Source organism: Alcanivorax sp. DSM 26293 (assembly GCF_900107995.1).
In the GTDB taxonomy this organism is placed as follows: domain Bacteria; phylum Pseudomonadota; class Gammaproteobacteria; order Pseudomonadales; family Alcanivoracaceae; genus Alcanivorax.
The window spans coordinates 50802-75465 of the sequence record NZ_FNUM01000003.1; the positions used below are offsets into that span (position 1 = coordinate 50802).

General features: G+C 59.6%; 27 protein-coding genes. 9 read left to right on the forward strand and 18 right to left on the reverse strand.

Going from position 1 to position 24664, the window contains the following annotated elements:
- Positions 1-23 precede the first annotated feature (23 nt).
- Both C4S63_RS06580 and C4S63_RS06585 read right to left on the reverse strand, forming a co-directional pair.
- The gene (locus C4S63_RS06580; protein ID WP_063508422.1) at positions 24-746 is read right to left on the reverse strand and encodes an FKBP-type peptidyl-prolyl cis-trans isomerase; all 723 of its coding nucleotides are present in this window, start codon (positions 744-746) and stop codon (positions 24-26) included.
- Positions 747-762: 16 nt separating this feature from the next.
- Positions 763-1104: a DUF4124 domain-containing protein gene (locus tag C4S63_RS06585; RefSeq protein WP_103917088.1), complete on the reverse strand. Its 342-nt coding sequence runs from the start codon at positions 1102-1104 to the stop codon at positions 763-765.
- A gap of 201 nt (positions 1105-1305) precedes the next feature.
- On the opposite strand from C4S63_RS06585, the gene C4S63_RS06590 reads away from it, so the two are divergent.
- Entirely contained in the window at positions 1306-2046 is a 741-nt protein-coding gene (locus C4S63_RS06590; protein ID WP_062815392.1) for a ParA family protein, read from the forward strand.
- 250 nt (positions 2047-2296) lie between these two features.
- Here the strand turns inward: C4S63_RS06590 and bioA are convergent, their stop codons facing one another.
- A complete protein-coding gene (gene bioA / locus C4S63_RS06595; RefSeq protein ID WP_103917089.1) occupies positions 2297-3571 on the reverse strand; it encodes an adenosylmethionine--8-amino-7-oxononanoate transaminase in 1275 nt (424 codons plus the stop codon).
- A gap of 330 nt (positions 3572-3901) precedes the next feature.
- Positions 3902-4366: a TIGR02444 family protein gene (locus C4S63_RS06600; RefSeq protein WP_103917090.1), complete on the reverse strand. Its 465-nt coding sequence runs from the start codon at positions 4364-4366 to the stop codon at positions 3902-3904.
- Positions 4367-4428: 62 nt separating this feature from the next.
- On the opposite strand from C4S63_RS06600, the gene C4S63_RS06605 reads away from it, so the two are divergent.
- The gene (locus tag C4S63_RS06605) at positions 4429-6345 is read left to right on the forward strand and encodes an ATP-binding cassette domain-containing protein (RefSeq protein WP_103917091.1); all 1917 of its coding nucleotides are present in this window, start codon (positions 4429-4431) and stop codon (positions 6343-6345) included.
- A gap of 22 nt (positions 6346-6367) precedes the next feature.
- Here the strand turns inward: C4S63_RS06605 and C4S63_RS06610 are convergent, their stop codons facing one another.
- Both C4S63_RS06610 and C4S63_RS06615 read right to left on the reverse strand, forming a co-directional pair.
- Entirely contained in the window at positions 6368-7057 is a 690-nt protein-coding gene (locus C4S63_RS06610) for an anti-sigma factor domain-containing protein (RefSeq protein ID WP_103917092.1), read from the reverse strand.
- Positions 7054-7599 (reverse strand): RNA polymerase sigma factor, encoded by a 546-nt coding sequence (locus C4S63_RS06615; protein WP_103917093.1) that lies wholly within the window; start codon positions 7597-7599, stop codon positions 7054-7056. Before C4S63_RS06615 ends, C4S63_RS06610 begins: the two co-directional genes overlap by 4 nt.
- 172 nt (positions 7600-7771) lie before the next feature.
- Here C4S63_RS06615 and C4S63_RS06620 point away from each other — a divergent pair, with 172 nt between their 5' ends.
- From C4S63_RS06620 to C4S63_RS06635, 4 genes are all read left to right on the forward strand, one after another.
- A complete protein-coding gene (locus C4S63_RS06620; RefSeq protein ID WP_234999952.1) occupies positions 7772-9292 on the forward strand; it encodes a DUF4331 domain-containing protein in 1521 nt (506 codons plus the stop codon).
- An 11-nt stretch (positions 9293-9303) separates the two neighbouring features.
- A complete protein-coding gene (locus C4S63_RS06625) occupies positions 9304-9549 on the forward strand; it encodes a hypothetical protein (RefSeq protein WP_062815385.1) in 246 nt (81 codons plus the stop codon).
- A gap of 133 nt (positions 9550-9682) precedes the next feature.
- Positions 9683-10780: a lipopolysaccharide assembly protein LapB gene (locus tag C4S63_RS06630; RefSeq protein WP_160052728.1), complete on the forward strand. Its 1098-nt coding sequence runs from the start codon at positions 9683-9685 to the stop codon at positions 10778-10780.
- Positions 10777-11901: a HupE/UreJ family protein gene (locus tag C4S63_RS06635; RefSeq protein ID WP_103917095.1), complete on the forward strand. Its 1125-nt coding sequence runs from the start codon at positions 10777-10779 to the stop codon at positions 11899-11901. The genes C4S63_RS06630 and C4S63_RS06635 overlap by 4 nt, the downstream gene beginning before the upstream one ends.
- Positions 11902-12183: 282 nt before the next feature.
- Here the strand turns inward: C4S63_RS06635 and C4S63_RS06640 are convergent, their stop codons facing one another.
- The gene (locus C4S63_RS06640; protein ID WP_062815382.1) at positions 12184-13350 is read right to left on the reverse strand and encodes an acetyl-CoA C-acetyltransferase; all 1167 of its coding nucleotides are present in this window, start codon (positions 13348-13350) and stop codon (positions 12184-12186) included.
- 402 nt (positions 13351-13752) lie between these two features.
- Between C4S63_RS06640 and C4S63_RS06645 the strand changes: the two genes are divergently transcribed.
- Positions 13753-14928, forward strand: coding sequence for a lipid A deacylase LpxR family protein (locus tag C4S63_RS06645; protein ID WP_103917096.1), 1176 nt, complete (start codon positions 13753-13755; stop codon positions 14926-14928).
- A 108-nt stretch (positions 14929-15036) separates the two neighbouring features.
- Here the strand turns inward: C4S63_RS06645 and C4S63_RS06650 are convergent, their stop codons facing one another.
- The 9 genes from C4S63_RS06650 to C4S63_RS06690 form a co-directional block, all read right to left on the reverse strand.
- Positions 15037-15432 (reverse strand): YciI family protein, encoded by a 396-nt coding sequence (locus C4S63_RS06650; RefSeq protein WP_062815381.1) that lies wholly within the window; start codon positions 15430-15432, stop codon positions 15037-15039.
- Between the two features lie 12 nt (positions 15433-15444).
- Positions 15445-15891, reverse strand: a complete 447-nt coding sequence (locus C4S63_RS06655; protein WP_103917097.1) for a nuclear transport factor 2 family protein — start codon at positions 15889-15891, stop codon at positions 15445-15447.
- Positions 15892-15969: 78 nt separating this feature from the next.
- The gene (locus C4S63_RS06660) at positions 15970-17220 is read right to left on the reverse strand and encodes an RNA polymerase sigma factor (protein WP_103917302.1); all 1251 of its coding nucleotides are present in this window, start codon (positions 17218-17220) and stop codon (positions 15970-15972) included.
- Positions 17221-17223: 3 nt separating this feature from the next.
- Complete coding sequence (locus C4S63_RS06665) at positions 17224-17604, reverse strand: sirohydrochlorin chelatase (RefSeq protein WP_062815379.1); 381 nt, start codon at positions 17602-17604, stop codon at positions 17224-17226.
- Positions 17605-17792: 188 nt separating this feature from the next.
- Positions 17793-18704 carry a histone deacetylase gene (locus C4S63_RS06670; RefSeq protein WP_103917098.1) on the reverse strand — a complete coding sequence of 304 codons (912 nt, stop codon included), beginning with the start codon at positions 18702-18704 and terminating at the stop codon, positions 17793-17795.
- A gap of 60 nt (positions 18705-18764) precedes the next feature.
- A complete protein-coding gene (locus C4S63_RS06675) occupies positions 18765-19445 on the reverse strand; it encodes a DUF4336 domain-containing protein (protein ID WP_063508413.1) in 681 nt (226 codons plus the stop codon).
- A 53-nt stretch (positions 19446-19498) separates the two neighbouring features.
- Complete coding sequence (locus tag C4S63_RS06680) at positions 19499-19723, reverse strand: DUF3820 family protein (protein ID WP_062815376.1); 225 nt, start codon at positions 19721-19723, stop codon at positions 19499-19501.
- A gap of 6 nt (positions 19724-19729) precedes the next feature.
- The gene (locus tag C4S63_RS06685; RefSeq protein WP_103917099.1) at positions 19730-20176 is read right to left on the reverse strand and encodes a hypothetical protein; all 447 of its coding nucleotides are present in this window, start codon (positions 20174-20176) and stop codon (positions 19730-19732) included.
- 4 nt (positions 20177-20180) lie between these two features.
- Positions 20181-20798: a cation transporter gene (locus C4S63_RS06690; protein WP_103917100.1), complete on the reverse strand. Its 618-nt coding sequence runs from the start codon at positions 20796-20798 to the stop codon at positions 20181-20183.
- Between the two features lie 187 nt (positions 20799-20985).
- Between C4S63_RS06690 and C4S63_RS06695 the strand changes: the two genes are divergently transcribed.
- Together C4S63_RS06695 and C4S63_RS06700 are read left to right on the forward strand one after the other, a co-directional pair.
- Positions 20986-21396: a helix-turn-helix domain-containing protein gene (locus C4S63_RS06695; protein WP_062815373.1), complete on the forward strand. Its 411-nt coding sequence runs from the start codon at positions 20986-20988 to the stop codon at positions 21394-21396.
- Positions 21397-21521: 125 nt separating this feature from the next.
- Complete coding sequence (locus C4S63_RS06700; RefSeq protein ID WP_062815372.1) at positions 21522-21914, forward strand: hypothetical protein; 393 nt, start codon at positions 21522-21524, stop codon at positions 21912-21914.
- Between the two features lie 60 nt (positions 21915-21974).
- Here the strand turns inward: C4S63_RS06700 and C4S63_RS06705 are convergent, their stop codons facing one another.
- A complete protein-coding gene (locus C4S63_RS06705) occupies positions 21975-23324 on the reverse strand; it encodes an amidohydrolase family protein (RefSeq protein ID WP_234999954.1) in 1350 nt (449 codons plus the stop codon).
- Between the two features lie 151 nt (positions 23325-23475).
- Positions 23476-24582 carry a DUF1513 domain-containing protein gene (locus C4S63_RS06710; protein ID WP_103917101.1) on the reverse strand — a complete coding sequence of 369 codons (1107 nt, stop codon included), beginning with the start codon at positions 24580-24582 and terminating at the stop codon, positions 23476-23478.
- Positions 24583-24664: the final 82 nt, after the last annotated feature.

Consider the following 24664-nt stretch of genomic DNA (forward strand, 5'->3'; position numbering starts at 1 on the left):
TTTGAAGCATGTCACGACGGGATTTATTCCTCGTCAGCACTCGCTTCGTTACCGCTGCCTTTTACGTCCAGCAGTTCGATCTCGAAGATCAGCGCCTGGTTGGGGCCGATATCGCCACCGGCGCCCTGCTCACCATAGCCCAGAGACGGCGGGACAAAGACTTTCCACTTGTCGCCTTCCTTCATCATCGGCAGCGCTTCCTGCCAGGCCGGAATGATGTGCTGCAGGCCGAAGCTGGCCGGCTGACCACGCTCTACGGAGCTGTCGAACACGGTGCCATCCGGCAGGGTGCCGTGGTAATGCACTTCCACGGTGTCTTCCAGAGTGGGGGAGGCAGCGCCTTCCTCACCGGATTCCAGCACTTCGTACTGCAGGCCGCTATCGGTCACGGTAACGCCATCGCGCTCGGCGTTCTCGGCCAGGAATTTCTCGCTGGCTTCCAGGTTGTTACCCGCCTGCTCTTCCATCTTCTTCTGCTGGGCTTCAATCATGCGGCCCTGGAAATCACGAATCAGCTGATCCAGATCTTCATCACCCAGCTGTGATTTGCCGTCTTCGGCAAAACCATCACGCAGACCCGCTACCATGGCCTCCAGATCCAGATTCTCCAGGCTGCGCATTTGCTCCGCACTGCGGAAGCCCAGCGCATAGGACGCTTTCTGGTCGTCGCTTTTCAGCTCTGCACTTTCCTGACCACATGCTGCCAGCAGGACGGTTCCCGCCAGCACGATTCCCAATTTCTTCATTCTGCCTCCAATTGGCCTACTGTTGTTGTTGCTGTTCCAGACCGCCGCCACCGCGCATTTTCTCAGCGGTGATGGTGGTCGGATTTTTTACGGTAAAGGGTTCCGCCTGCACACCGGGCGGCGGAATCTGGCCATACTGCCAGTTTCCCTGGGGGTCACGCCAGCGATACATCTCCGCGCTTTCCCCGCTTTCCTCCATCCAGGGAGAAATCTTCCGGTCCAGCAACCGTTCCGGCTGCTGCCAGTTCTGTTCCACATACTGCCAATCCAGCAACGGTTTGCCGCTGCCCAGTGGCACAGTAAACAGGGCGGCCAGCACAACCACCAGCAATACGATGATAATCAGCAGATAACGCATGATCCGTTCTCCCCCTTTAGTGAGCCTTCTTCACAGGATTCAGTTCCCTGCAAGAGCAAAATAACACCACAAATTACATCCATACGCCTTATTTTGCGGTACTGTTGGTTTTGTGAGCTGTATCACTTTTCATTCACTCAGTGATCGCGCCACCCCAAACGCCGGGCATACTTCCCCGCAAAAAAACGAATAAGACACGGCATGAATAGCGCACAGAACAGCCCTGCCAAGGGGATCGGCTCCCAACCGCGTTCGTCCGCCCCGTCCCGCATGGTCATTCTGATTGCGAACAGCAAAGGCGGATGCGGCAAGACCACCATCGCCACCAACCTGGCCTGCTATTATGAGGCTCTCGGGAGACGTGTCTCCCTGCTGGATATGGACCCACAGCAATCATCGCTGCAATGGCTGAAATTACGCCAGAACACCACGATTCACGGTTTATCCTGGCCCGCCGGCGAGCCGGTTTCCTTGGGGCGACTGCAGCAGAAGCTGGACCAGGCGGCGCCGGTGACCATCATTGACTCACCCGCTGGCCTGGACCCTCATCATCTTGATCACCTGCTGCGCCTGTCCCAGGTGGTATTGGTTCCCGTGCTGCCCAGCCCCATCGATATTCGCGCCACCACCCGTTTTCTGCAAACCGTGATGCTTGCTCCCAGCTACCGGCGGCGGCCGCGTCGACTGGCCGTGATTGCCAATCGCTCACGCACCCGTACCCGCATGTACGAATCCCTGCGCCAGTTTCTCGCCAGCCTGAAGATTCCTTATCTGGTGACCCTGCGTGACACCCAGCTTTATGTTCAGGCCATGAGCAATGGCGAGGGCGTCCTCGACGCTGCTGTTTCCCGCCACCTGGACGACCAGCAGCATTGGCGCCGCATTGGCGAATGGCTGGAAGTACAACGCCACCTGATACAGACCATGCCGGGGTTTCGGTAAAAGCAGCGGCGAGCGATCCGCTTCGAGCTGCAAAGCAAAGCCCCCTGCCAGCCACGAACGCAACAATGCAGACTGTAGGAGCTATGCTTGCATGGCGAACCGCGCGGTAGCGCGGAAATCGCTCACTGTGCTTGATCCGGGGCGGTCAGGACGGCGCAGATCGGCAGCCTCCAGCAAGAATGTCGAAAAATGTTACGCTCTGTCGCCTCGCTGCGCGAGGTTCGCCATGCAAGCATAGCTCCTACAGTGGCTACGTAGCTTCGGCCAGGTCCAGCATCGCCGCGGTGAGCTTGCTCAGGTCCGCCGGCTCGATCACGAACGGCGGCATGATGTAGACCAGTTTGCCGAACGGACGGATCCATACGCCCTGCTCCACAAAGCGGGCCTGCACCTGTTCCATGGCCACCGGTTCCTTCATTTCCATCACGCCGATGGCGCCCAACACCCGGGTATCCTCCACCGCAGGCAGGTCCTTGAGTGGCAGCAACTCCGCCTTTAGCTGCGCTTCGATGGCCACCACTTTTTCCTGCCAGCCGGAATCCAGCAGCAGCTGAATGCTGGCATTGGCCACCGCACAGGCCAGCGGATTGCCCATGAAGGTGGGCCCGTGCATCAAGACACCGGCCTCGCCATCGCAAATACCGGCCGCCACCTGATCGGTACACAGGGTCGCCGCCAGGGTCATGTAGCCACCGGTGATAGCCTTGCCCAGGCAGAGAATGTCCGGGCACACATCCGCATGCTCCAGCGCAAACAGCTTGCCGGTGCGACCAAAGCCGGTGGCAATTTCATCAAAGATCAGCAGCACCCCATACTGATCACAGAGGGCGCGCACCGCCTTCAGGTAGGTGGGGTGATACATGCGCATGCCACCGGCCCCCTGTACCACCGGCTCCAGAATCACGGCGGCGATCTCCTGATGATGATCCGCCAGCATCTGCTGGATGGAATTGAGATCATCGGTATCAAAATCACTGTCGTAGGGGCATTGCGGCGCCTCGGCAAAATAATGTTTGGCGAGCACCCCGCTGAACAGCGAATGCATGCCGTTGACCGGGTCACAGGCGGCCATGGCCCCGAAGGTATCGCCGTGATAGCCATTGCGCAGGGCCAGTAATTTATCCTTGCCGCTGTGTCCCTGGCTGAGCCAGTACTGCAGGGCCATCTTGATGGCCACCTCCACGGAGACTGAGCCGCTGTCAGCCAGAAACACCTTCTCCAACGGGTCCGGCGTCAATGCAACCAGTTTCTTGCCCAGCTCCACCGCCGGTTCATGGGTCAGCCCACCGAACATCACATGGGCCATGCGGTCGATCTGCTCCTTGGCAGCCCGGTTGAGCACCGGATGGTTATAGCCATGCACCGCCGCCCACCAGGACGACATGCCATCCACCAGCTCGCGCCCGTCTTCCAGCGTCAAGCGCACCCCTTTGGCACTGGCCACCGCAAAGGTGGGCAAGGGTTTTGAGGTGGACGTATAGGGGTGCCAGAGATGGTCGCGGTCGAAGGCCAGGTCGGTGGTCATGGGACAGTCCGGTGAAACACAAGGGGAATGAAGGATGGCAGGAGGACGTTAAAAGTTCAAAGCGCGAGAGCGCGAGGTGGTGGCACCGTAGGAGCTCCTCTTGAGGGGCGAACCGCGTGTCAACGCGGAATCGGCCGGAGGCCGATCAGGAATGTCAGGGCTCAACAGGCTTTTCTGGAAAGGGATGGGAGTAGCTGCGATACCGTTTCCTCGCCAAGGCTCGGATTCGCACCTCAAGAGGTGTATTCGCTACGCTCACCCTGCGGGCCGCACTGCACAACGTGCGTTACTCCGCTACGCTCCGTTCCTACAGCGGCTTCGTCGCAATGCCTAGAGCGCTACCAGATCGTTGAGAGCGCCCTGCACCCCCTCACACTGCGCCGTTTCCGGCACCAGCACCAACAACCAGGCCATGGCATCCACCGGCTTGCCGGCGGGCAACAGGTTGTCGCAGAGGGTCGGCAGGGTTGTCAGCAGCCAGCGCTCCCCTTCCAGCTCCACCTGCTGCAGCTGCCGCTTGAATTCTGGCAGCCGCGCATCGTCGCCAGCCTTGCGGCGAACGGCCCGCAGTGGGCGCAGATAATCGGCTTCGAATTGCCCGGCCAGCTCCGCCATTCGGCGCCCTACTCCTGCATCCGGCTGCTTGCCTGATTCTGCCAGCCACAGGCCGGACAGCAACAGGGCCACCGGCACCTGATATTCGTCCTGCAGGTGCAGGCAGACACGCTCAAAATCCTTGTCCTGCCATCGCCCCAGGGCATAGCGCCACAGATCCTGCTTTATGAAGTCGTCCACGGTTCCCCCGTTACCTTTGCTGGCTTACACTGCGCCGGTTCTCATCAATCCCGGATCTATCCATGCTCTCTCTGGAACACATCAACCTTCGCCGCGGCCCCGACCTGTTGCTGGAAGACGCCAGCGTGGTCCTGCACAAGGGCTGGCGCGTCGGGCTGGTGGGCCGCAACGGCACCGGCAAGAGTTCGCTGTTCAAGCTTATCATGGGCGAACTGGAGAGCGACGGCGGCAACCTGAGCCTGCCCGCAGACTGGCGCCTGGCCATGATGGCCCAGGAAGTACCCGCACTGGAACAGCCGGCCATCGACTATGTGCTCGACGGCCATCGCGCCCTGCGCCGGGCAGAGAAAGCACTGGCAGACGCGGAAGCCGCCGGTGACAACCACGCCATCGCCCATGCCCATGGCGAACTGGAAGCCTTGCACGCCTGGCAACAGCCGGCCCGGGCCGCCACCCTGCTGGCCGGGCTCGGTTTCAGCGAAGCGCAGCAACAGCAGCCAGTGGCCAGTTTTTCCGGGGGCTGGCGCATGCGCCTGAACCTGGCCCAGGTATTGATGAGCGATGCGGACCTGCTGCTGCTCGATGAGCCCACCAACCACCTGGATCTGGATGCCATCCTCTGGTTGCAAAGCTACCTGGTGCAGCAACCCGGGGCGCTGCTGGTGATCTCCCACGACCGCGCCTTCCTGGATGCCACCGTCAACCAGGTCCTGCATATCGAACACAAACAGCTGAAGCACTACAGCGGCGGCTATTCGGATTTTGAACGTCAGCGCGCCGAACAGCTGTCCCTGCAACAGAAGATGCATGAAAAGCAGCAGGCCCAGGTGGCCCACATGCAGAAGTTCATCGCCCGCTTCAAAGCCAAGGCGTCCAAGGCCAAGCAGGCGCAAAGCCGGGTCAAGGCACTGGAACGACTGGAACTGATCGGCCCGGCCCATGTGGATTCCGGGTTCAGTTTCGATTTCCACAAGCCCGACAAACTGCCCAACCCCATGGAAAATCTGGATGCGGTGCGCTGCGGTTACCGTAGCGAGCAGGGAGAAGTGGCCATTCTCGACAATGTCTGCCTGAGCTTGCGACCGGAATCGCGACTGGGTTTGCTGGGGCCCAACGGCGCCGGTAAATCCACCCTGATCCGCACCCTGGTAGGCGAGCTGGCGCCCCTGGCGGGCCGATTCGACAAGGACAACGACCTGGCGGTTGGCTACTTCCACCAGCAACAGGTGGACCGGCTGGATCACAGCGATACGCCCTACCAGATGCTGTCACGTTTCCATCCCAAATGGAGTGAATCCGCCTTGCGCAGCGAGCTGGGCCGGTTCGGCTTTCACGGTGATGATGTGTTTGCCCCGGTGGGACGTTTTTCCGGGGGGGAGAAATCGCGCCTGGCACTGGCCATGATCGTGCAGGAAAAACCGGCGCTGCTGATTCTGGATGAACCCGCCAACCACCTGGACCTGGACATGCGAGAGGCCCTGAATATGGCCCTGCAGGCCTTTGAAGGGGCAGTGGTGATGGTATCCCACGACCGGCACCTGCTGGAAACCACCGTGGATGAGTTCTGGCTGGTGGCCAATGGCTCGGTGACCCGATTCGAGGGTGACCTGGATGACTACGGCCGCTGGCTGCAGCAGAACCGCCGTGACGGCAAACCCGTCAAGGAAGAAAAAGCCGGCGATGGCCTGGATGCAAAAGCCCGCCGCCAGCAGGCCGCCCAGCAACGGGAACAGTTACGCCCCCTCAAGCGGCAAGTGGAAAAACTGGAGAAACAGCTCAGCCAATGTGACCAGGAGCTGGCCAAGATCGAAACCGCCCTGGGCGACGACAGCCTGTACACTGACGACAGCCGTAAAAACGAAATGAATGCATTGCTTGGCGATCAGGCACGCCTGAAAAAACAGCACGACGAGCTGGAAGAACAGTTACTGGAAGCGATGGAGTCGCTGGAGCAAGCCGAAAGTGAACTCACCGTCTGATGCGCCCACTTCCGTTTGCGCGTTACAGCTGCACCAGACGAGTCTGATACACCACCGGACCGGTGGGCTGGCCGGTCGGTGAACCACCCGCCGGTTCCAGGCTGATCGCCAGAGAGCGAGATTGTAACAACTGGCGCACCTGCTGATCGCTGAGATTCATCTGCAACCGGGCACCACCCGTGGGCAGCAATGCCAGTGATATCGGCGCACCGGATTCCGGAAGCAACCACAACTGGTAATCCCTGCCATCGTCCGCCGGCTGAACCGGCGGCATGGCCTTCACGCTCAAGCGCTGATCCCCAGAGGCGTTCACCAGCCACAGGGGCTCGGCCTGCTGACTCTGCACCACACCCACATAATGCGTCACTACTGGCGGTGATGGCGTCCACAGCAGCAAGGCAAAAACGCCCAGAACGGCGATACCCGTGCTCCAGCGCCAGGCGGTCAGGGTCTGCCACCACCGCGCAGCCACCGGTGCCGTGGCTGGAAAGAGTCGTTGCTCGATGCTGTTCCACACGGCCCTCGGAGCAACCTCTTCCGGCAAGGATTCATTGAAAGGTTGCAGCCGTCGCTCCCAGTACCACACCTGACGGCGCACCCGGGCAGAGACCATCATCCAGCGCTCGAAACGTCGCCTGGCGGCACCCTGCAGCGTACCAACCACATATTCTGCGGCCAGCGCATGATTCCGTTCGTAATTATCCGGCTTCATGTGTCCAGACACCGGCGCAATACATCCAGCCCGCGACGAATCCAGCTTTTTGTGGTTCCCAGCGGCTCACCCATGGCGACCGCCAGCTCCTGATGAGTGAAACCACGAAAGTAGGCCATCTCGATACTGGAACGATACCGTTCATCCAGATCTTTCAGGCAGTGATTGAGTCGTTGACGATCAAGCAGATTGCCAACATTATCCATCGGGCCCAGGGTGTTGCTTTCCTGACGGTCACTTACGCTATCGTAATCCGCTTCGTGGCGACGACGACGCAAGGCATCAAGACAGCGATAACGGCCTATGGACATCATCCAGGTCTGCACGCTGCCGCGATCACAATGGTATTCGCCGGCGTGGTGCCAGACCTGGATATAGGTTTCCTGGAGCACGTCACAGGCCTCATCACGATCACGCAGCAAGTGCAAACACATGCCAAATACGGCGCGATGAGTTTTCTGATAAAAACCAGCAAAAGCCTGACGGTCGCCCTGAGCGATGCGAGCCAGTGCGCGTACTAGTCCGTCGTCTGCTTTCGCCATGACTAGGCACCCCCTGTATTACCATAAGTCGTTCCTCACTAATGACAGATGCGTTGTCGTTAATACGTGAAAAAAACCGATTTGGATGCACAAAAAAAAGAAAAAGAAATTCTGCATCCAGTTCCTTTCCTGACGCGTACTACTCTCACACCGACAAGAAAGGAGATTCGTCATGCTATCCCGCCTTACCCTGCTTCCTGCGGCCTGTGCTGCCGCCACTCTGCTGGCCAGTGCCGGCACGATGGCATCCAGCCACCGAGAAGCGCCATTTATCACCGGTATGCCCAAAGTCGACGGTACGGATTTCTACATGTTCAACAGTTATGAATCCGGCCGAGAGGGTTATGTCACTCTGATCGCCAACTACCTACCCCTGCAGGATGCCTACGGTGGCCCCAATTATTTTTCTCTGGACGATGATGCCATCTATGAAATTCACATCGACAACGATGGCAACGCGGAAGAAAACATTACCTTCCGTTTCCAGTTCAACACCGAACGCCGCGACCTGGCGGTCGATGTAGGCGGTACCTCTGTCCCGGTACCATTGATTAATATCGGTGCCGTAACCGGCCAAAACAACGATGCCCAGAATGTCCTGGAAAGCTTCACCGTAGAAATGGTGACCGGCGACCGTCGTACCGGCAACGTACAAAACCTGACCAAGGCCGGCAGTGGTGACAGCAGCTTTGCCAAACCGCTGGACAACATCGGCACCAAATCCATTGATGACTACGAAGCCTACGCAGATAACTTTATCTACGACGTGACTATCCCTGACTGCCCCATGCCCGGCCGCGTATTTGCCGGACAGCGCCAGGAAGGTTTTGTCGTCAATCTGGGTGAGGTCTTCGACCTGGTGGCGTTGAATCCGCTGGGTGCACGGGACTCGCGCAGAAACATCATTGCCGACAAGAACATCACCAGCCTGGCACTGGAAGTTCCGGCTGACTGCCTCACTGGTGAGAATACTGTCATCGGCGGCTGGACCACCGCCAGCGTCCGCCAGGCAACGGTCATCAACCCGGCACCGCAGGGTTCCGAGACCACCGGCAGCAGTAACGCCAAAGGCCCGGCAGTGAAAGGCGGCGCCTTTACCCAGGTGTCCCGTCTTGGCTCTCCGCTGGTCAATGAAGTGGTCATCGGCCTGCCCGACAAGGACCGTTTCAACAGCAGTGAACCCAAGGATGATGGTCAGTTTGCTACCTATGTCACCAACCCCAGCCTGCCTGCGCTGGTAGAAATCCTGTTCGGTGTACCGGCGCCGGAAACGCCCCGTAATGACCTGGTCACTGTCTTCCTTACCGGTGTGCCCGGCGTCACTCAATTGCCCACCGTTACCGCCAGCGAAATGCTGCGCCTGAACACCGGGATCCCGGCAACGGCAGCAGGTGGCCAGAATGATCTGGGTGTTGCAGGTGGCGACTTTGCCGGCTTCCCCAATGGCCGACGCCCGATTGATGATGTGGTAGATATCGCCCTCACCGCGGCTGAAGGCTTCCTGTGTGGCGCCGACGTGAACGGTGAAGCTGCGGGTGGCGAAATAGGCTCCTGTGGTACTCAGGAAATGCAGGTCAACGGTGGCGCTATCGTCAACGACGGTGCCCTGCCCAACGCGGCGGACTACCTGACCCGTTTCCCCTACCTGAACACCCCACTGCCCGGCGCCGATAACGTTGCCGCAGCAGAGTGAAGGAGGACATCATGCGATATCTACTGGCTACCATCATCAGCCTGAGTGCATTGGTGCTGAGCGGGTGCTTTGGCAGTGACAATGACCGTCCCCGCCAGCAGGCGCCGGTGGCGATCAACTACACCGCCTTTGTGAAAGCTCAGCTAGCCACTAGCGGGGATACCCGGGATCCGGTTCCCATCAATGATACCCGCTTCATTTTTCGTGATCTGAATAACCCGAACGCCTATGACGATGTATTGGCAGCGGAGAAATGAGACCAGCCTCCACTACCGCGATGCGGTAGTGGAGGCTTTTCACCCGCACGTTTCAGAGAGCTTCTCCGGGACTGACAAAGGCGCCAAAATATGGCGTCTTTTGTCGGTTGCGGTGACTCTCTTTTTGTTTTGCATGGCGGCCCTCGCAAGCGCCGCCCCCTACACACCGGGCGGGGACCATGTGGTTCTCGCCCGCCTTCCCCAGGTTCCGGCAACGCTGCAGGCGCCTTCTCCACCCAGCGACCTGTCAGCAGCGCTGGCACTGGCCCGCTCACAGATTGACTATGCCAGTGCCCAAGGCGATCCCCGCTTTCTCGGTTACGCCGAGGCCACGCTGGCTCCATTCAGTCAGGACATGTCGTCACCGGCAGCCAACCTGCTGATGGCCCGTATCGAACAGCAACGTCATCAATTTGCCCGCGCCCGTCATCGCCTGACACGACTGCTGGAGCAGTCACCCAACCAGGGACAAGCGTGGCTGATGCTGGCCAATATTGACCGGGTACAAGGCCGGCTCGATGAGGCCCGGCAGGCTTGCCAGGCAGCATCCCGTACGCTGCCGCCCACCACCGTTTTGCTCTGTCAGGCCAGCGTCCAGGCCATCACGGGCCAGCGGGAGCAAGCCTATCGCACCCTGCAGGCCCTGGCATCCAGCCCGGCCGCGCCACAGGGAAAATCCGCCCAATGGCTGAACACCCTGAGCGCGGAAATAGCGCTGCAACAGGGCCGTCTCGAACTGGCCACCGAGCACCTGCGTGACGCCTTGCAACAGGCCCCGGATGATCCCTATCTACGCTACCTGCAAAGTGACCTGTGGCTGGCCAGCAACCAGGCACAGGCGGTCATCCGCGATCTCACCAACTGGCAGGACAGGGAAGGCGCCTTGCTGAGGCTGGCCATTGCCGGGCAACGCCTTGAGCACCCTCAGGCCCAGGCCTGGCGGCAGGACTACCGGGCACACATGGCCGCCGACCAGGACACCGGTCGCCAGCGCCACCTGCGCGAGCACGCCCGCTTCCTGCTTGAAGTAGAGTCCGATCCGCAAGGCGCCCTCACCCTGGCCCGGGAAAACTGGCAGCAGCAACGGGAACTGGCTGACCTGCGACTGCTGCACGCCAGCGCCATGGCCGCCGACGATCAGGCAACCTTGAGCCAGTTACAGGCCTTTGTAGACCGATACCAGGTTGACGATGCCCAACTCACTCAACCTGCCAAGGGAGCCAGTGAATGAAATCCCTGTCTTTGCTTTTCCTGCTCTTGCTGGCCGGGCAGGCATTCGCCCACAAACCCAGCGACAGCTATCTGGTGATCAACAGCAATGCCGGCAACGCCCTGATAGAGGGGCGCTGGGATATCGCCCTGCGCGACCTGCAGCTGGTGCTGCCCCTGGATCAAAACGGTGATGGCACCATCACCTGGGGGGAACTGCGCCGCCAGCAGCGCAACCTGGACGCTACCGTGCTCCCCACCCTTACCATCGAGGCACTGCATGGCGAGCAGCGACACGCCTGTGCCCTCAACCTGACCCGGCTGCAGGCCATCGACCACGTGGATGGCACCTACGCCGCCCTGCACTGGCGCGGCGATTGCCAGGGGCCGCCGGAGCAATTGGCCGTGGGCTATCAGTTCCTGTTTGATCGAGACCCCAGCCACCATGGCCTGTTACGGCTGGAACAGGGAGATACCACGCTCACCGCCGTGTTCAGCAACCAGCACCGCAACCAGCTGATGTCCACGGATGCCGGGGCACAATGGCAGGCGTTCCAGGGGTTCATCCGCCAGGGTGTGCACCATATCCTGATCGGCTATGACCATATCCTGTTCCTGCTGACGCTGTTGTTCCCGGCGGTGCTGCTATGGCAGCGGGGCGGCTGGCAGCCGGCACCCACTATCACCGGCGCGCTCACACAGACGCTGGCGATTGTTACCGCCTTTACCGTGACCCACTCGCTGACCCTGGCTCTGGCAACACTGGGCATAATCACGCTGCCCACCTGGCTGGTGGAGTCCGCCATCGCCATCACCGTAGCGCTGGGTGCAGCGGCGAATCTGGTACCCCAGTTGTTTCCCAAACGCTGGGTGATGGCTTTCGTGTTCGGGCTGATTCATGGTCTGGGCTTTGCCTCGGTACTGGCTGATCTGGGCCTCACTGACAGCGGGATTTTCCTGCCGTTATTGGGCTTCAATCTCGGCGTGGAACTGGGCCAGGTAGCCATCGTGCTGCTGTTTGTGCCAGCGGCCTATCTGGTCCGGGAAACAGTGGCCTATCGACGGGTCTTTGTACCGGTGGGATCGGTGGCCATCATAATCCTGGCCGGAGTGTGGCTGGCGGAAAGGCTCAGCGGCGCCTGACATGACAGACATGCCGGGCGCCCTCTGACCGTTGCCACAGATTGCGTAGGGTGCACTGAGCCTAAGGCGAACTGCACCGGCCCGGCGTTTGATGGTGCAGTTCGCCTTAGGCTCAGTGCACCCTACTTCCTTGCAAACAGTGGTTGTTTGCGGCCATAAAAAAGCCGCCCCGGTTTCCCGGGGCGGCTTTTTTCAGGTCGAACAACGCCGCCGCGCGGCACCCAACCTTTCATCGCTGGCGAGCACTAACCTCGCGTTTCCACTTTCAACTTGAAACTGCTCTTACAGCACTTCGATGATGGTGGCATTAGCTGTACCCAGGCCTTCGCAGATAGCCAACAGACCGTACTTGCCACCGCGACGCTTGAGTTCGTAGACCAGGGTCCCCATCAACTTGGTGCCGGTGGCACCCAGCGGATGGCCCAGGGCCTGGGCGCCACCGTTGACGTTGAGCTTGTCGTAGTCGGCGCCTACCGCCTTCATCCAGGCCAGGGGCACGGAACCGAAGGCCTCGTTCACTTCATACAGATCGATGTCGCCAATGGTCATGCCGGCCTGCTTGAGCACTTTCTCGGTGGCCGGAATCGGGCCTTCCAGCACCATGGTCGGATCGGAGCCCACCACCGCCATGGCATGGATACGCGCGAGAGGCGTCAGGCCGTATTCCTTCACCGCCTTTTCGCTGGCAATCATCACCGCCGACGCGCCATCGGTAATCTGGCTGGCATTGGCGGCGCTGATATGGCCCCCTTCCTGCAGCGGCTGCAGCGCCTTGATGGCATCCAGTTCCGCTTCCCAGCGGATCCCTTCGTCCACGATGTGCTCATCACTACTGCCATCTTCCAGGGTAATCGGCACCGGAATGATTTCGTCATTGAACCGGCCCGCTTCCGTGGCCGCGGCACCGCGCTTGTGCGAATCGTAGGCGAACTGGTCCAGCTCGGCCTTGCTTACCCCGTATTTCTCCGCCATGCGCTCGGCGCCGATGAACTGGCTGAACGTCTCACCGGGATAACGCTTGCTGATTTCACCGGTGAACGGGTTGCCCATTTCCTTGACCGCAGTGACCGGCGCACCGATGGGCACCTGACTCATGGATTCCACACCACCGGCAATCACCAGATCCTGGGTGCCACTCATGACCGCCTGGGCGGCGAAGTGAATCGCCTGTTGTGAGGAACCGCACTGGCGGTCGATGGTGACACCGGGGACGGATTCCGGCAGGCAGGAACTGAGGATGGAAGTCCGCGCCACATTGAAGGTCTGCGGACCGATCTGGCTCACGCAACCGAAGATCACGTCGTCCACCTTCTCAGGTGCCACACCGATACGATTCACCACCGCATCAATGACCCGGCCACCCATATCCGCCGGGTGCACCTTGCTCAGCCGACCATTTTTCTTGCCACCGGCGGTACGCACCGCCGCTACGATATATGCCTCTGCCACCTTGTCACTCCTCGCATGTCGTTAACGGATCAAGCCTTATATTACCGAGGCTACTCGCGGGAATACGACAGGCTCAATGACGAAAAACAACGTGCCGGTCAGGCATTCGGTCACCGCCGCCTCAAGGCGGGGTCGCCATAACCACTGTAAAGTTCGAAAAAATCGATTAAATCGCCCAGCCAGTCCCACTGTTTCATCAAACTGTTCCAGCCCATCCTTGTCACCATGATTCAGACGGCCACATTCGCTGCGCCGTCATCGCTGGCATAACAACAACTCTCTGTAGAAACAGGCAACAACTGCCCAGCAACGCAATACCGCTATTGCGCGTGCCGGGCCTACTGTACGCGCAGCAAACCTAAACCGGGTGTGCACGGCACGCCCCCAGGTGGACATGACGCCATGAACGATGCAGAGAGACTGACAGGTTTTGCCACGCCGCGGCTGCGCCAACGGGGCAAATCAGCGATCACAGCGCTGCTGGTTGCCCTGCTGGGCGGCGTGGCGACACCGGGTACCGGCATGGCTGCCAGCACTGACAGCGTGCAACTGGCCCGGGCCGGTGACCCTGCGTTCGAGGAACAGCGCCCACGTCGGCCTCGTCCCGATCCGCAACAGGAGCGGACCATCGACAGCTGGTCCCTGACCCTGGACAACGACTTGCTGGTCCCCGGCAGTCGCGATCAGGACTACACCTACGGGATCAGTGTGGCCGCTACCGGTCGCCAGGCCCGTGATTTCGCCCTGTCCCTGAATACGCCGCTGACCTGGATCGACAGACTCACCGGCGTGGACGGTATCGCCGGGGGCCAGATCCGGGGACACAGCTTTGAAGCCGGCATCTTTGGTTTCACCCCGGAAGACAAGGAGGCCAAGCGCCCGTTGTATGACGACCGCCCCTACGCCAGCCTGATGTATCTTTCCAGCAGCCGGGTACAGGTGAACCCGGCCAGGCAAGTGGCCTGGCACAGTACCCTGACAGTGGGTGCCATGGGGCTGGATCTGGCCGGCGACATCCAGAATGGGGTACACAAGGTGATTGGCAGCGACCGGGCGGAAGGCTGGGAGCATCAGGTCAGTGATGGCGGCGAACCCACCTTCCGCTATGCGGTGGCCCGACAGAAGATCCTGCCCGTGTCATCCGACCGGCTGGAAGTGAAGAGCACCGTAGAAGGCTCGGTGGGCTACCTCACCGAAGCACGCTGGAGCCTGAGCTTCCGCGCCGGACGCCTGCATTCTCCCTGGTGGCAGACCAGTCCGGAACTGGCCCATTACGGGGAGCGCAACAACGCCACCGCCATGAGCCAGAATCATGAACATTATCTGTGGGGCGGCATCGCCCTGGTGGGCCGGGCCTATAACGCCTTTCTGCAGGGCCAGTTCCGCGACAGCGAAGTGAGCTACGACAGTGACGAGGTCAACCATGGCGTGGCCGAAGCCTGGCTGGGCTACACCTGGGCCTTCAATGATGGCTACCGGCTCAGCTATGTACTGCGGGGCCACACCTCTGAATTGAAGGAGGGCGTGGGCGACCGGAATGTGCTGTGGGGCGGACTGGTGTTTGCCAAAACGTTCTAGGCCCGGTTCAGCGCACCCTCCCACTGTTGGAGCTTTGCTGGCAAAGCGAAAAGCCGCTATGGAGGTAATACCATCGCGTCGCTTTGCAGGCAAAGCTCCCACGAGGGGCTAGGATTTCAATGCTTCCGCGTAGGGGACCTGATCGGAGGATTCCCCGTAAATATCCCGCACCGGTCGCACTTCGATGCTGCCATAGCGGGCCGGCGGAATACGGCTGGCCACACGAATGGCATCATTGAGATCATTGGCCTCGATCAGATAGAAGCCGGCAAGCTGTTCCTTGGTTTCCGCAAAGGGGCCGTCGGTAACACTGACCTGGCCGTCCCGCAATCTCACCGTGGTGGCCGTGGAGACCGGTTGCAGGGCGGAACCGTCCAACATTACACCGGACTCCGTGAGCCCGCCACTGTAGGCCTGGCACTCCTTGTTCAGCGCCCGCCAGTGATCATCACCACGCTCCTGCATGGCCGCTTCGTTGTAATACACCAGACATAGATATTTCATCGTGTTCTCTCCCTAGCTGAAGCGTACCGGCGTGTGCTCTGGCTGCCAGTCCATAATCAGGGACATATCTTCCGGGTTGAAAGGGCAGGAAAAATGCTCATGCAAAATCTGCCACTGATCCCCGTCCCGTTCCCAGACCTGAGTCACACGCATCCAGCCTCCTTGCTGCTCTCCTTCCACCGTAGCGCCGCAATGGGTCAGGCTGTGACTGACCGCCAGGGAATCGGCCGTTTCCACTTTGTAGTCATACATCTCGAAAAAAGGGTCGGCAGGGCAGGATGCCATGCATTTTTTCCAGTGCTCCCGATAGGCAGGTGCCCCTTCTACCTGCAGCGCCAGAATGGCGTCGAAGGAGCGGATAGCAGGGTGGTAAAGGGCCATCACGGCCTCCACATCATTGCTGGCCGCCGCCTTCAGCCAACGGCGGGTCAGCTCTTTAATAGTGCGTTCAGTGCTCATGGTTTTCTCCTTGATTACGGTTGTCTTATCAAGGAATCGAAAGGGATGACACGGTTTCGACAGGGCTGTGGATTTTTTTCATCCCAGCTCGACCAACCGCTGGCGCAGAAAGCGTTGTTCCGCGGGCTGCGAGGCCCGTTCCAGGGCTGCCTGGTAGGCGCTACGGGCCAACTCCCGCTGGCCCAGTCGACGGTGCATGTCCGCCCGGGCGGCGTGGGCCAGGTGGTAATCGTGCAGGGTGGCGTCCTCCATCAACGGGGCCAGCGCCTGCAACCCGATCTCGGGGCCATCACGCATGGCCACCGCCACCGCCCGATTCAGTGCCACGATGGGGCTCGGCATCATGGTCAGTAACAGGTCATACAGCCCCACGATCTCGGCCCAATCGGTGGCCTCACTACTGGGCGCATGGGCATGAACAGCGGCAATGGCCGCCTGCAGGGTGTAGGGGCCAAAACGTTGCGACTGCAGGGCATGGCGAACCAATTCATCCGCCCGGGCAATTTCTGCCCGGTCCCACAGGCTGCGATCCTGATGCTCCAGCAATACCAGCTCTCCCTGTGCCGTGGTACGCGTGGCACGGCGAGCGTGATGCAACAGCATCAATGCCAGCAAGCCCTGGCATTCCGGTTCCGGGCTGGGTAGCAGGGACAGCACCAGTTCAGCCAGACGAATCGCCTCTTCACTGAGGTCGTGGCGCAACACCTGATCCCCTGACGAAGCCAGATATCCCTCGTTGAAAACCAGATAGATCACCTGCAACACCGATTGCAGACGCTCATAAAGTTCGTCGCCTTCGGGCACTTCATAGGGGATCCTGGCATCGCGAATCTTGGCCTTGGCGCGCACGATACGCTGGGCCACGGTGGGGGCTTTTTTCAGAAAAGCGCGGGCAATTTCTTCCGTGGTCAGGCCACAGACTTCGCGCAGGGTCAGCGCCACCTGGGCGTCCCGGGCGAGCCCCGGGTGGCAGCAGGTAAAAATCAGGCGAAGCCGGTCATCGTCGATGGCCAGATTTTCCACCTCCAGCTCCACCACGGCCCGGGCGGCCAGCTGCTCGGCCTGTTCGTGGAGAATCTGGTCATGGCGGGCCCGGCGACGTAGCTGATCGATGGCCTTGAAACGACCGGCAGAGACCAGCCAGGCGCGGGGATTGTCCGGCACCCCTTCACCGGGCCATTGCCGCAGGGCGGCGATAAAGGCCTCCTGCAAGGCATCTTCGGCCAGATCAAAGTCCCCCAGAAGACGAATCAGGGTGGCCAGCACCCGCCGGGACTCTGTGGTGAAAATATGTTGAATGCGTTGTTCGGTGTCATCCCTGACCGTCATCATTCAGTCCTGTGAGGCAATGTGCTCCAACACCAGCGACGCCAGCCCATCGGCGTTGCCGAAGTAGTCCAGCAACTCAATGGTGAGAGCCGGAAAACGCTCGCGGGCATCTTCAACCTGGGCCGGAATATCCTTGCCCACGTGTTTGCCCTTGTTGAAGAACAAGGGATACAGCTGCACATGGGTCACTGGCTGATGCTCCAGCTGCTGAATCGCCTCCACCAGCGAGGGCTGGGCCAGCTCGAGAAAACAGGGCAGCACCGCCACATATTCCTCGCCCGCCCCAGGGGCGGATTCCGCCACGGCTTCCACCAGGGCACGGAATTCGTCGTTGGCCGTGTCGCTGCGGCTGCCATGGGCCATGATCAATAGGGCTTTGGACATTGATACTCTCCGAACGCTTGCGTAGGAGCGTCGCTGGCGGCGCGATTCCTGACCTGGATAAAAACGTTGTCACCTCAGGGGGCACAGAGCACACCGAGAATACCGATTCTTTTCCTCAGTGATCTCTGTGCGCTCGGTGGTGAAATCGCCTTTGATTTACGTGTTTTATCGTACCGCCAGCGACGCTTCTACAACGACCTTGTCGCGAACTCGTAGCTGGCTTCGACGACGATGGCGTGCCGCCGTGCCAGCGCGACCCGGTCATCATCGTAGCCGCCACCGATCACCGTGGCCACCGGGATTTCCCGGCGGCGGCAGCGCTCGATCACACCGCGATCACGGTCGGCGATACCCTGCTCGGAAATACACAGTCGTCCCAGCGGGTCATGCTCGAAAATATCCACCCCGGCATCATACAGCACCAGTTGCGGACGCACCGTGTCCAGCAGGGATTCCAGCGTTTCGAACACCGTGTCCAGATAATCCCGGTCACTCATGCCCAACGGCAATCCCACATCCAGATCGCTTTTCTGCTTGCGCACCGGAAAGTTTTTTTCGCAATGGATGGAACAGGTAAACGCTCGTGGCTCATCGGCAAGCATGGCGGCGGTGCCATCACCCTGATGGACATCGCAATCGAAAATCAGCAGTCGCTCCACTGCCCCACTGGCCAGGAGTTGCTTCGCCGCAAAAGCCAAGTCATTGAAGATGCAGAAACCGGAACCGAAATCGTAATGGGCATGATGGGTACCCCCCGCCAGATGACAGGCCAATCCCTGTTTCAGGGCCAGCTGGGCGGTAAGCAGGGTGCCCATGGGGGCAATGCAGGTGCGTTTTACCAGCCCCTCACTCCACGGCAGCCCCAGGCGTCGCTGGGCTTTCGGGTCCAGGGTACCGGCAACGATATCCGACACATATCGGGGACAATGGGCCTGGCCAAGCAGGGCCTCCTTGGCTCTTCCCGGGCGATATTCATTGTCGCCACGGGCAATTCCCGCCGCCCGCAAATGCCCGTGCAGCAGACCGAATTTTTCCATGGGGAAACGGTGTTCGCCGGGAAAGGGAAAGCTGTAGTTGGGGTGATAAACGAGGGGCAGCACAGACAATCCCAGGTTAAACAGGAGGACAGGAATGGTGGCGGGCCGGACTGACTCCGACCCCTAGAACAACCACTCCAGCCCATGGCGGGCCTGGTTGCGGGCATTTTCGGTAATCACCTCGCCATGGGCCAGGCTGAGCTTTTCAAAGGGCCATTCCAGGATACGGGTGATACTGGCGCGGGCCTTGCGACGGTTCAGGTAGACCAACCGCAGGACCGGATGCCAACCCGGCTTTTGCCACAGGCCGCCCAGTTTCAGATACCAGCGGGTGAAGCCATGGTCACACTGGCGGAAGTTTTCGATCAGGTCGGCGGCGATCAGGGTACGGCTGGCGGAATGGTAAAACACCGTCTCCTGCAGCATGGAGCCTTCAATAAAGACCAGCTCGAAATCCTCTCCCCAATCCGGGTGCGGGGTTTCCGAGAGCACCGCGTCCAGCTTCAGATCCTTGCGCTTGCCGGCCAGTTTGGCCGGGCCATGCAGAAGCGCTTTCGGGTAACGCTGCTTTACCTCAGCGGCAAACACATGATGGAACAGATTGGGGCAAACGATATGTGTCACCTCCCCCAACGCCGCCAGCTCTGCCGCCAGATCCTCGTCCACCGGCACCGGCGAGTGCAACAGCAACCCGCCGCTGGACAGCTTCACGACGGTCATGCGAGTCCCCACATGGAGGCCCATGAAGGCATGGGGGATGGCGACGTGCCAGAGGGTATCGGAAAGCGGTTGCAGCTGGCTCATGATAGGTTCCTTGCGTCTCTCTGAAGTACCAAGACTAATGACGAAAGGCGGCGCTATCCATGGCTTTGTCGTAACGGCTCCAGCAACTTCTCGGTGCCATCCATCTTCAGCATCAGCGCCAGTGCCATCAGCCGGCCCAGCTCGCCATTGGGAAATCCCTTGTCGGCGAACCACAGCAGATAGGGTTCGGGCAGATCGATCAGCACCCGGCCCTGGTATTTTCCGAACGGCATGGTGCGTTCGATCAGGGCTTTCAGGTCTTCCTGTTTGAAATCCATAGCGACTCAGCGATAACGACGACGCAGGCGGCGGTGACGGTGGCGAAAGAAAAATGCCACCAGCGCGCCCGTGATACGCGGGAACATCCGCGGTTCAAATTCCAGAATGTCCTGCAGCGTACAGCCCGTGTCACTGTCCGCCAAGCGGCGATGGTGGCGCCAGCTGCGCATACCGGTCATGGGGGACGCTTCCACGAAGCCTTCCTGCGGTGTCAGCGACAACAGGGTCAACTCGGAGTGGCCCACCGGCAACAGACCGAACAGCTTCAACGGGCTGCGGAACAGGGGCTTGCCCGGTGTCAGCGCCACCGCTTGAAGATCCCGAACCCCCGGCGGCGCGCCCATGCTCAACCAGGGGCGCATTTCATCGTTGATACCGTCCATGGCGGTGACTGCCTGCCACAGGCGGCTTCGGTCCACGGGTAGATCACTGGTAAATGTCAGTTGAATCATGGCATCAACTCCCGCAGTGATCCGGTTCCCGCTCCTGGTTCGCCTGACGCAAAATGGAGACGGCACTGTGGGTAAACAGTCCGGCAATGGCCAATGCCACCAGCAGGTCCGGCCAGCGACTGCCCTGCCAAACTACCCACGCCCCGGAGAGCAGTACCGCCAGGTTGGCGATGGCATCGTTACGAGAGCACAGCCAAACCGAGCGAATATTGGCATCCCCCTGCCGGTAACGCATCAGCAGCAAGGCGCTGACCACGTTGGCGGTCAGTGCCAACCCGGCGACCCCCATCATCATCTGGCCCTGGGGCGCATTCCCCTGGAGCAAGGCCCAGACACTGTTCGCCAGTACCACCAGCCCCATGATCAGCAGGGAAACGCCCTTGATACGGGCTGCCCGCAGCCGCCAGGCCAGGGACTGTCCCAGCGCCCACAGGGTCAGCCCGTAGGTGGCCGTATCTCCCAGAAAATCCAGGGCATCCGCCTGCAGGGCACGGGAATCCGCCAGCACCCCGGAGGTCGCCTCCACCACAAACATCACCGCATTGATCAGCAGCACCACCCATAACACCCGGCGATAGGCCGGTGCCGGGGTGGAACGGATATCGGTATCACAACAACCCATGACTCATGTCTCCATCAGTTCACGCAAATTCACAATCGGCATGGCCTGGACCAGGCCTCCAGAAAACCCATCGCAGACCCGCAAGCGCCTGTATTGCCTTTTCCTCACCGGGATTTCCTTGAATCCCGTCGGTCATGCCATCATTAAAAAAGCTGTAGTGACTACAGGTTCAAGCCCCGGAGGCAGAATGAGTACGCTTTTTTCCATCGGCACCCTGAGCCAGGCCACTGGCTGCAAGGTGGAAACCATCCGCTATTACGAAAAGATCGGCCTGATGCCTGAACCTGCCCGCAGCGAAGGTGGACAGCGCCGCTATCACCGCAAACACCGGGAACGACTGCAATTCATCCGCCACAGCCGGGAACTGGGTTTTACCCTGGATGATATTCGCGAACTGCTGGCCATGAGCGAGCAGCATGGCCACGCGGACAGCATCGCCCGCCGTCACCGGGCCGCCGTGCAGGCCCGCATCCTCTCTCTCACCGCATTACGTAACGAACTGGATCGAATGATTGACGAGTGCGAGCAGGGGCATGCAGGGGAATGCCGGGTCATCGAGGTGCTCAGCGATCACCAGGAATGCCGGGGCGACCACTGACGTTTTTTCACGTTTACCCCATATGGGGGAAGCCCATTTCTGGCCAGTTTCTACAATGAAGGGGGAACGATGACGCCCGGTAACGACACGCCGGGATCAAATGATGGACAGAAAAGGGGAAGATCATGAAATGGACTCTTGGCATTGCCACACTGCTCGCCTCACAGTTTGCCATTGCGGACTACTACTCCAGCCTGGATGAAGACACCTGCTGGGATGGCCGTAACAGCCGGGGCGGCCCCTGCATGGTGGTGCATGACACCAAATGGAGCCAGTACACCGAAGGCCGCTTCACCGTTACCTTCCGCAATACCTGCAACAACCGGATTTATGCCCGCTTCTGCAATGAGCGCAATAACGGCTCGGAAGACTGCGGCGCGTCCGGTATTTCAGCGGGTAACACCAAGAGCTGGTCCACCAGTAACGCCAATGGCCGCTACAGCTATAACTGGATCGGGGTGGAAAAAGGCTCCAAGGACTGGGTCTGCTCCGGCAAGGTATCCAACTGGCACGACTGATACGCTCAGGGAGCATGCCGTTCGGGCAGCATGCTCCCTGCTCTCTATCAGCACAGAAAATTACTGGGCAATGTTTTTGTAGATTTTCCCGTCCTTCATTATCACCAGAAAATTTTTCTCGGGATCAGCAACCAAATCAATATTTTCAAGAGGGTTTCCATCGACCAGAATCAAATCTGCCAATGCGCCTTCCTTGACCACGCCCAACCTACCCTGATACGGAGCTCTTTTTCCCGATAGCGCAAGCAGGTCTGCATTGGTGCTGGTAGCCATTTTCAGCACTTCTCCTGGCTTGTACCAACGAACCATTTTGGCAAGCTGAGCCCCCTGCCGCTCATTAAGCTTGGCATCAAAAAGAGTATCCGTCCCCCAAGCTGTTTTGATTTTATATTTTTTTGCCAGGGCATAGGCCGTGTCCGTTCCACGAGTCATCAACAATTGCTTTTCACGGTTCTCAGAACCATCAGGAAATGCGGTGATATCCTCATCATCCAGAAAGGGCTGGAGACTCAACCAAATATCTTTTTTTGCCATCAACTTTGCGGTTTCTTCATCAATCAGCTGACCGTGGTCAATCACCTTCACGCCAGCACGGATCGCTGTTTGAACCGCTCTTGGCGTGTAGGCATGAACGGTCACGTAGGTGCCCCAGTTTTCAGCGGCAGCCACCGCTGCGCTGAACTCTTCCTCTGTATACTGAGAAACATCAATGGGATCGTAATTGGAAGACACCCCACCACCGGCGGCCAGCTTGATTTGTGAAGCCCCGAGCATCAGCTGCTCCCGGACACGACGAATCACCTCATCAGGGCCATCCGCAATAGCAGCTCCGCCAACCTGTTCAGAATAATGCAAATGGCCATCGGATGACCGAGGCAATTCATTGGTATGACGGTAATCACCATGGCCTCCCGTCTGGGAAATCATCGCGCCGGATGGCCAGATTCTTGGCCCGACAATAAGCTCTTCATCAATAGCACGCTTGATACTGAAAACCGGACCAGCAAGATCACGCACACTGGTGAAGCCTCTCATCAGTGTCTTTTCTGCCTCCTGAGCGGCAAGCAGGTTTAGATAACCTTCCGGGCCAGCAAGTGCGACACTCAAGGGGGCAGCAGCAAGCATCATGTGGAAGTGAGCATCTATCAGCCCGGGCATCAGGGTGTTGCCTTTACCGTCAATGACTCGGATATCATCATCAACATCTATGGTTGATGACGATATCCGGCTTATCTGATTGCCGGTGATCAGCACATCTGAAAGCTCTGAAAGCGAAAGATCTTCACCATTGAAAATCTTGACGTTCCGGAATACTAATGAGCGCTCCTCAACAGAGGTCTCTGCAGAGGTGACAGAAGCGATCAGCACTACGCACCCGATGCAGGCAATCAAAAAAATCTTTTGTATCACGATGCCATTCCCAGAAAATGTGATTAGAGCTGAAACTAAAGCATGGCGCGACAAGACGCGTCTATCATAATTACAAAAGATCCCAAAGATTTTAAAGACAGCAGTGGCACAGCGATTGCCCTGCTTCGGCAATAGACACCTCGCTCAAACACTACCCAATAACCATATGGTTATCCCACCATGCTGCAGGCAAATCCAACCATTCACTATCCGTTCCCCCGGCCTGGCATTTGAAGAAACGGCATTTTCCTTGTCCTGATGTGACCGCAAACCCCTCAGGAACCGCACCCACGCCTGCGCAGTCAGCCATGGGGACATCCACCACGGTGGCGGCGGAATCCAGATCCCAGATAAAGAAACGATTGCCCCGCGGCGCCGTCATGGCAACCAGTCGCTTCTCGCTATGGATGGCAATGCTGGCGGTATACTGTTTCATCATTGCCAATTGGCGGTTGCTGACCGGAAACGGCTGGTAGGGCTGACCGGGACGCTTGATGGCCAACAGCGGCACACTGTCCCAGGCCGGGCCATGGTACTGCTGACCGGTAATCACGGTGCCGTCACTGGCCACGGCCAGATGGCGAATACTGTTCTGCTGTTGCGGCAGGGTTTCCTTGCTGAGCCTTTCACCGTGGCGGTCCATGATCACCAGACTCGGCGCCATGGCGTCCAGGTTCATTTCCTCACGGCTGCCCCCTTCCGTCCGTATACCGCCATTGCCGATGACCAGGGATTCACCGTCCGGCAGCCAGGCCAGCTGATGCGGGCCAACGCCATGGGTGGAGACCTCGCCGTCATGGATCAGCTGCTTGCCGTTTTCCAGACGATAACGCCCCAGCACTCCCCGCCCCGGCTCGGCCGTATCGTTCTCCGTGGTGTAGAGCCACTGCCCCCTGTGGTGGAACACTCCATGGCCGTAGAAGTGGCGGTCCGGCTGACTGCGAAGGGTCTGTAGCAGAGTACCGTCACGCAGGTCCACCAGATAACTTTCCCGAGACGGGCGGCGGCCAACAAACAGGGCAAGGGGCAGCAAGGGGTGCCGACAGATGTCGTGGCAGCGCTCTGCGACAGGCGTGGCGAAGGCCCGCTGGCCATCGAGAAAGTAACCCACCGCGTAATGTTTTCCGGCCGCATCATTACGGGCAGACAACAGCAGCGGTGATTGACCGCGTCCGGACCAGAGCGTCCAGCCACCGAGGGCGGCCACAGCAGCCACTGCCGCACCGGAGCCCAGCAACTGTCGTCGTGTCAGTGGCATAACGTCTCTCCACAAAGCTAGCCAAACCCCGCTGAAGGAATCCGGCGCAGCGAAGTCACGCACGCAGTGAATCGCGGGCACG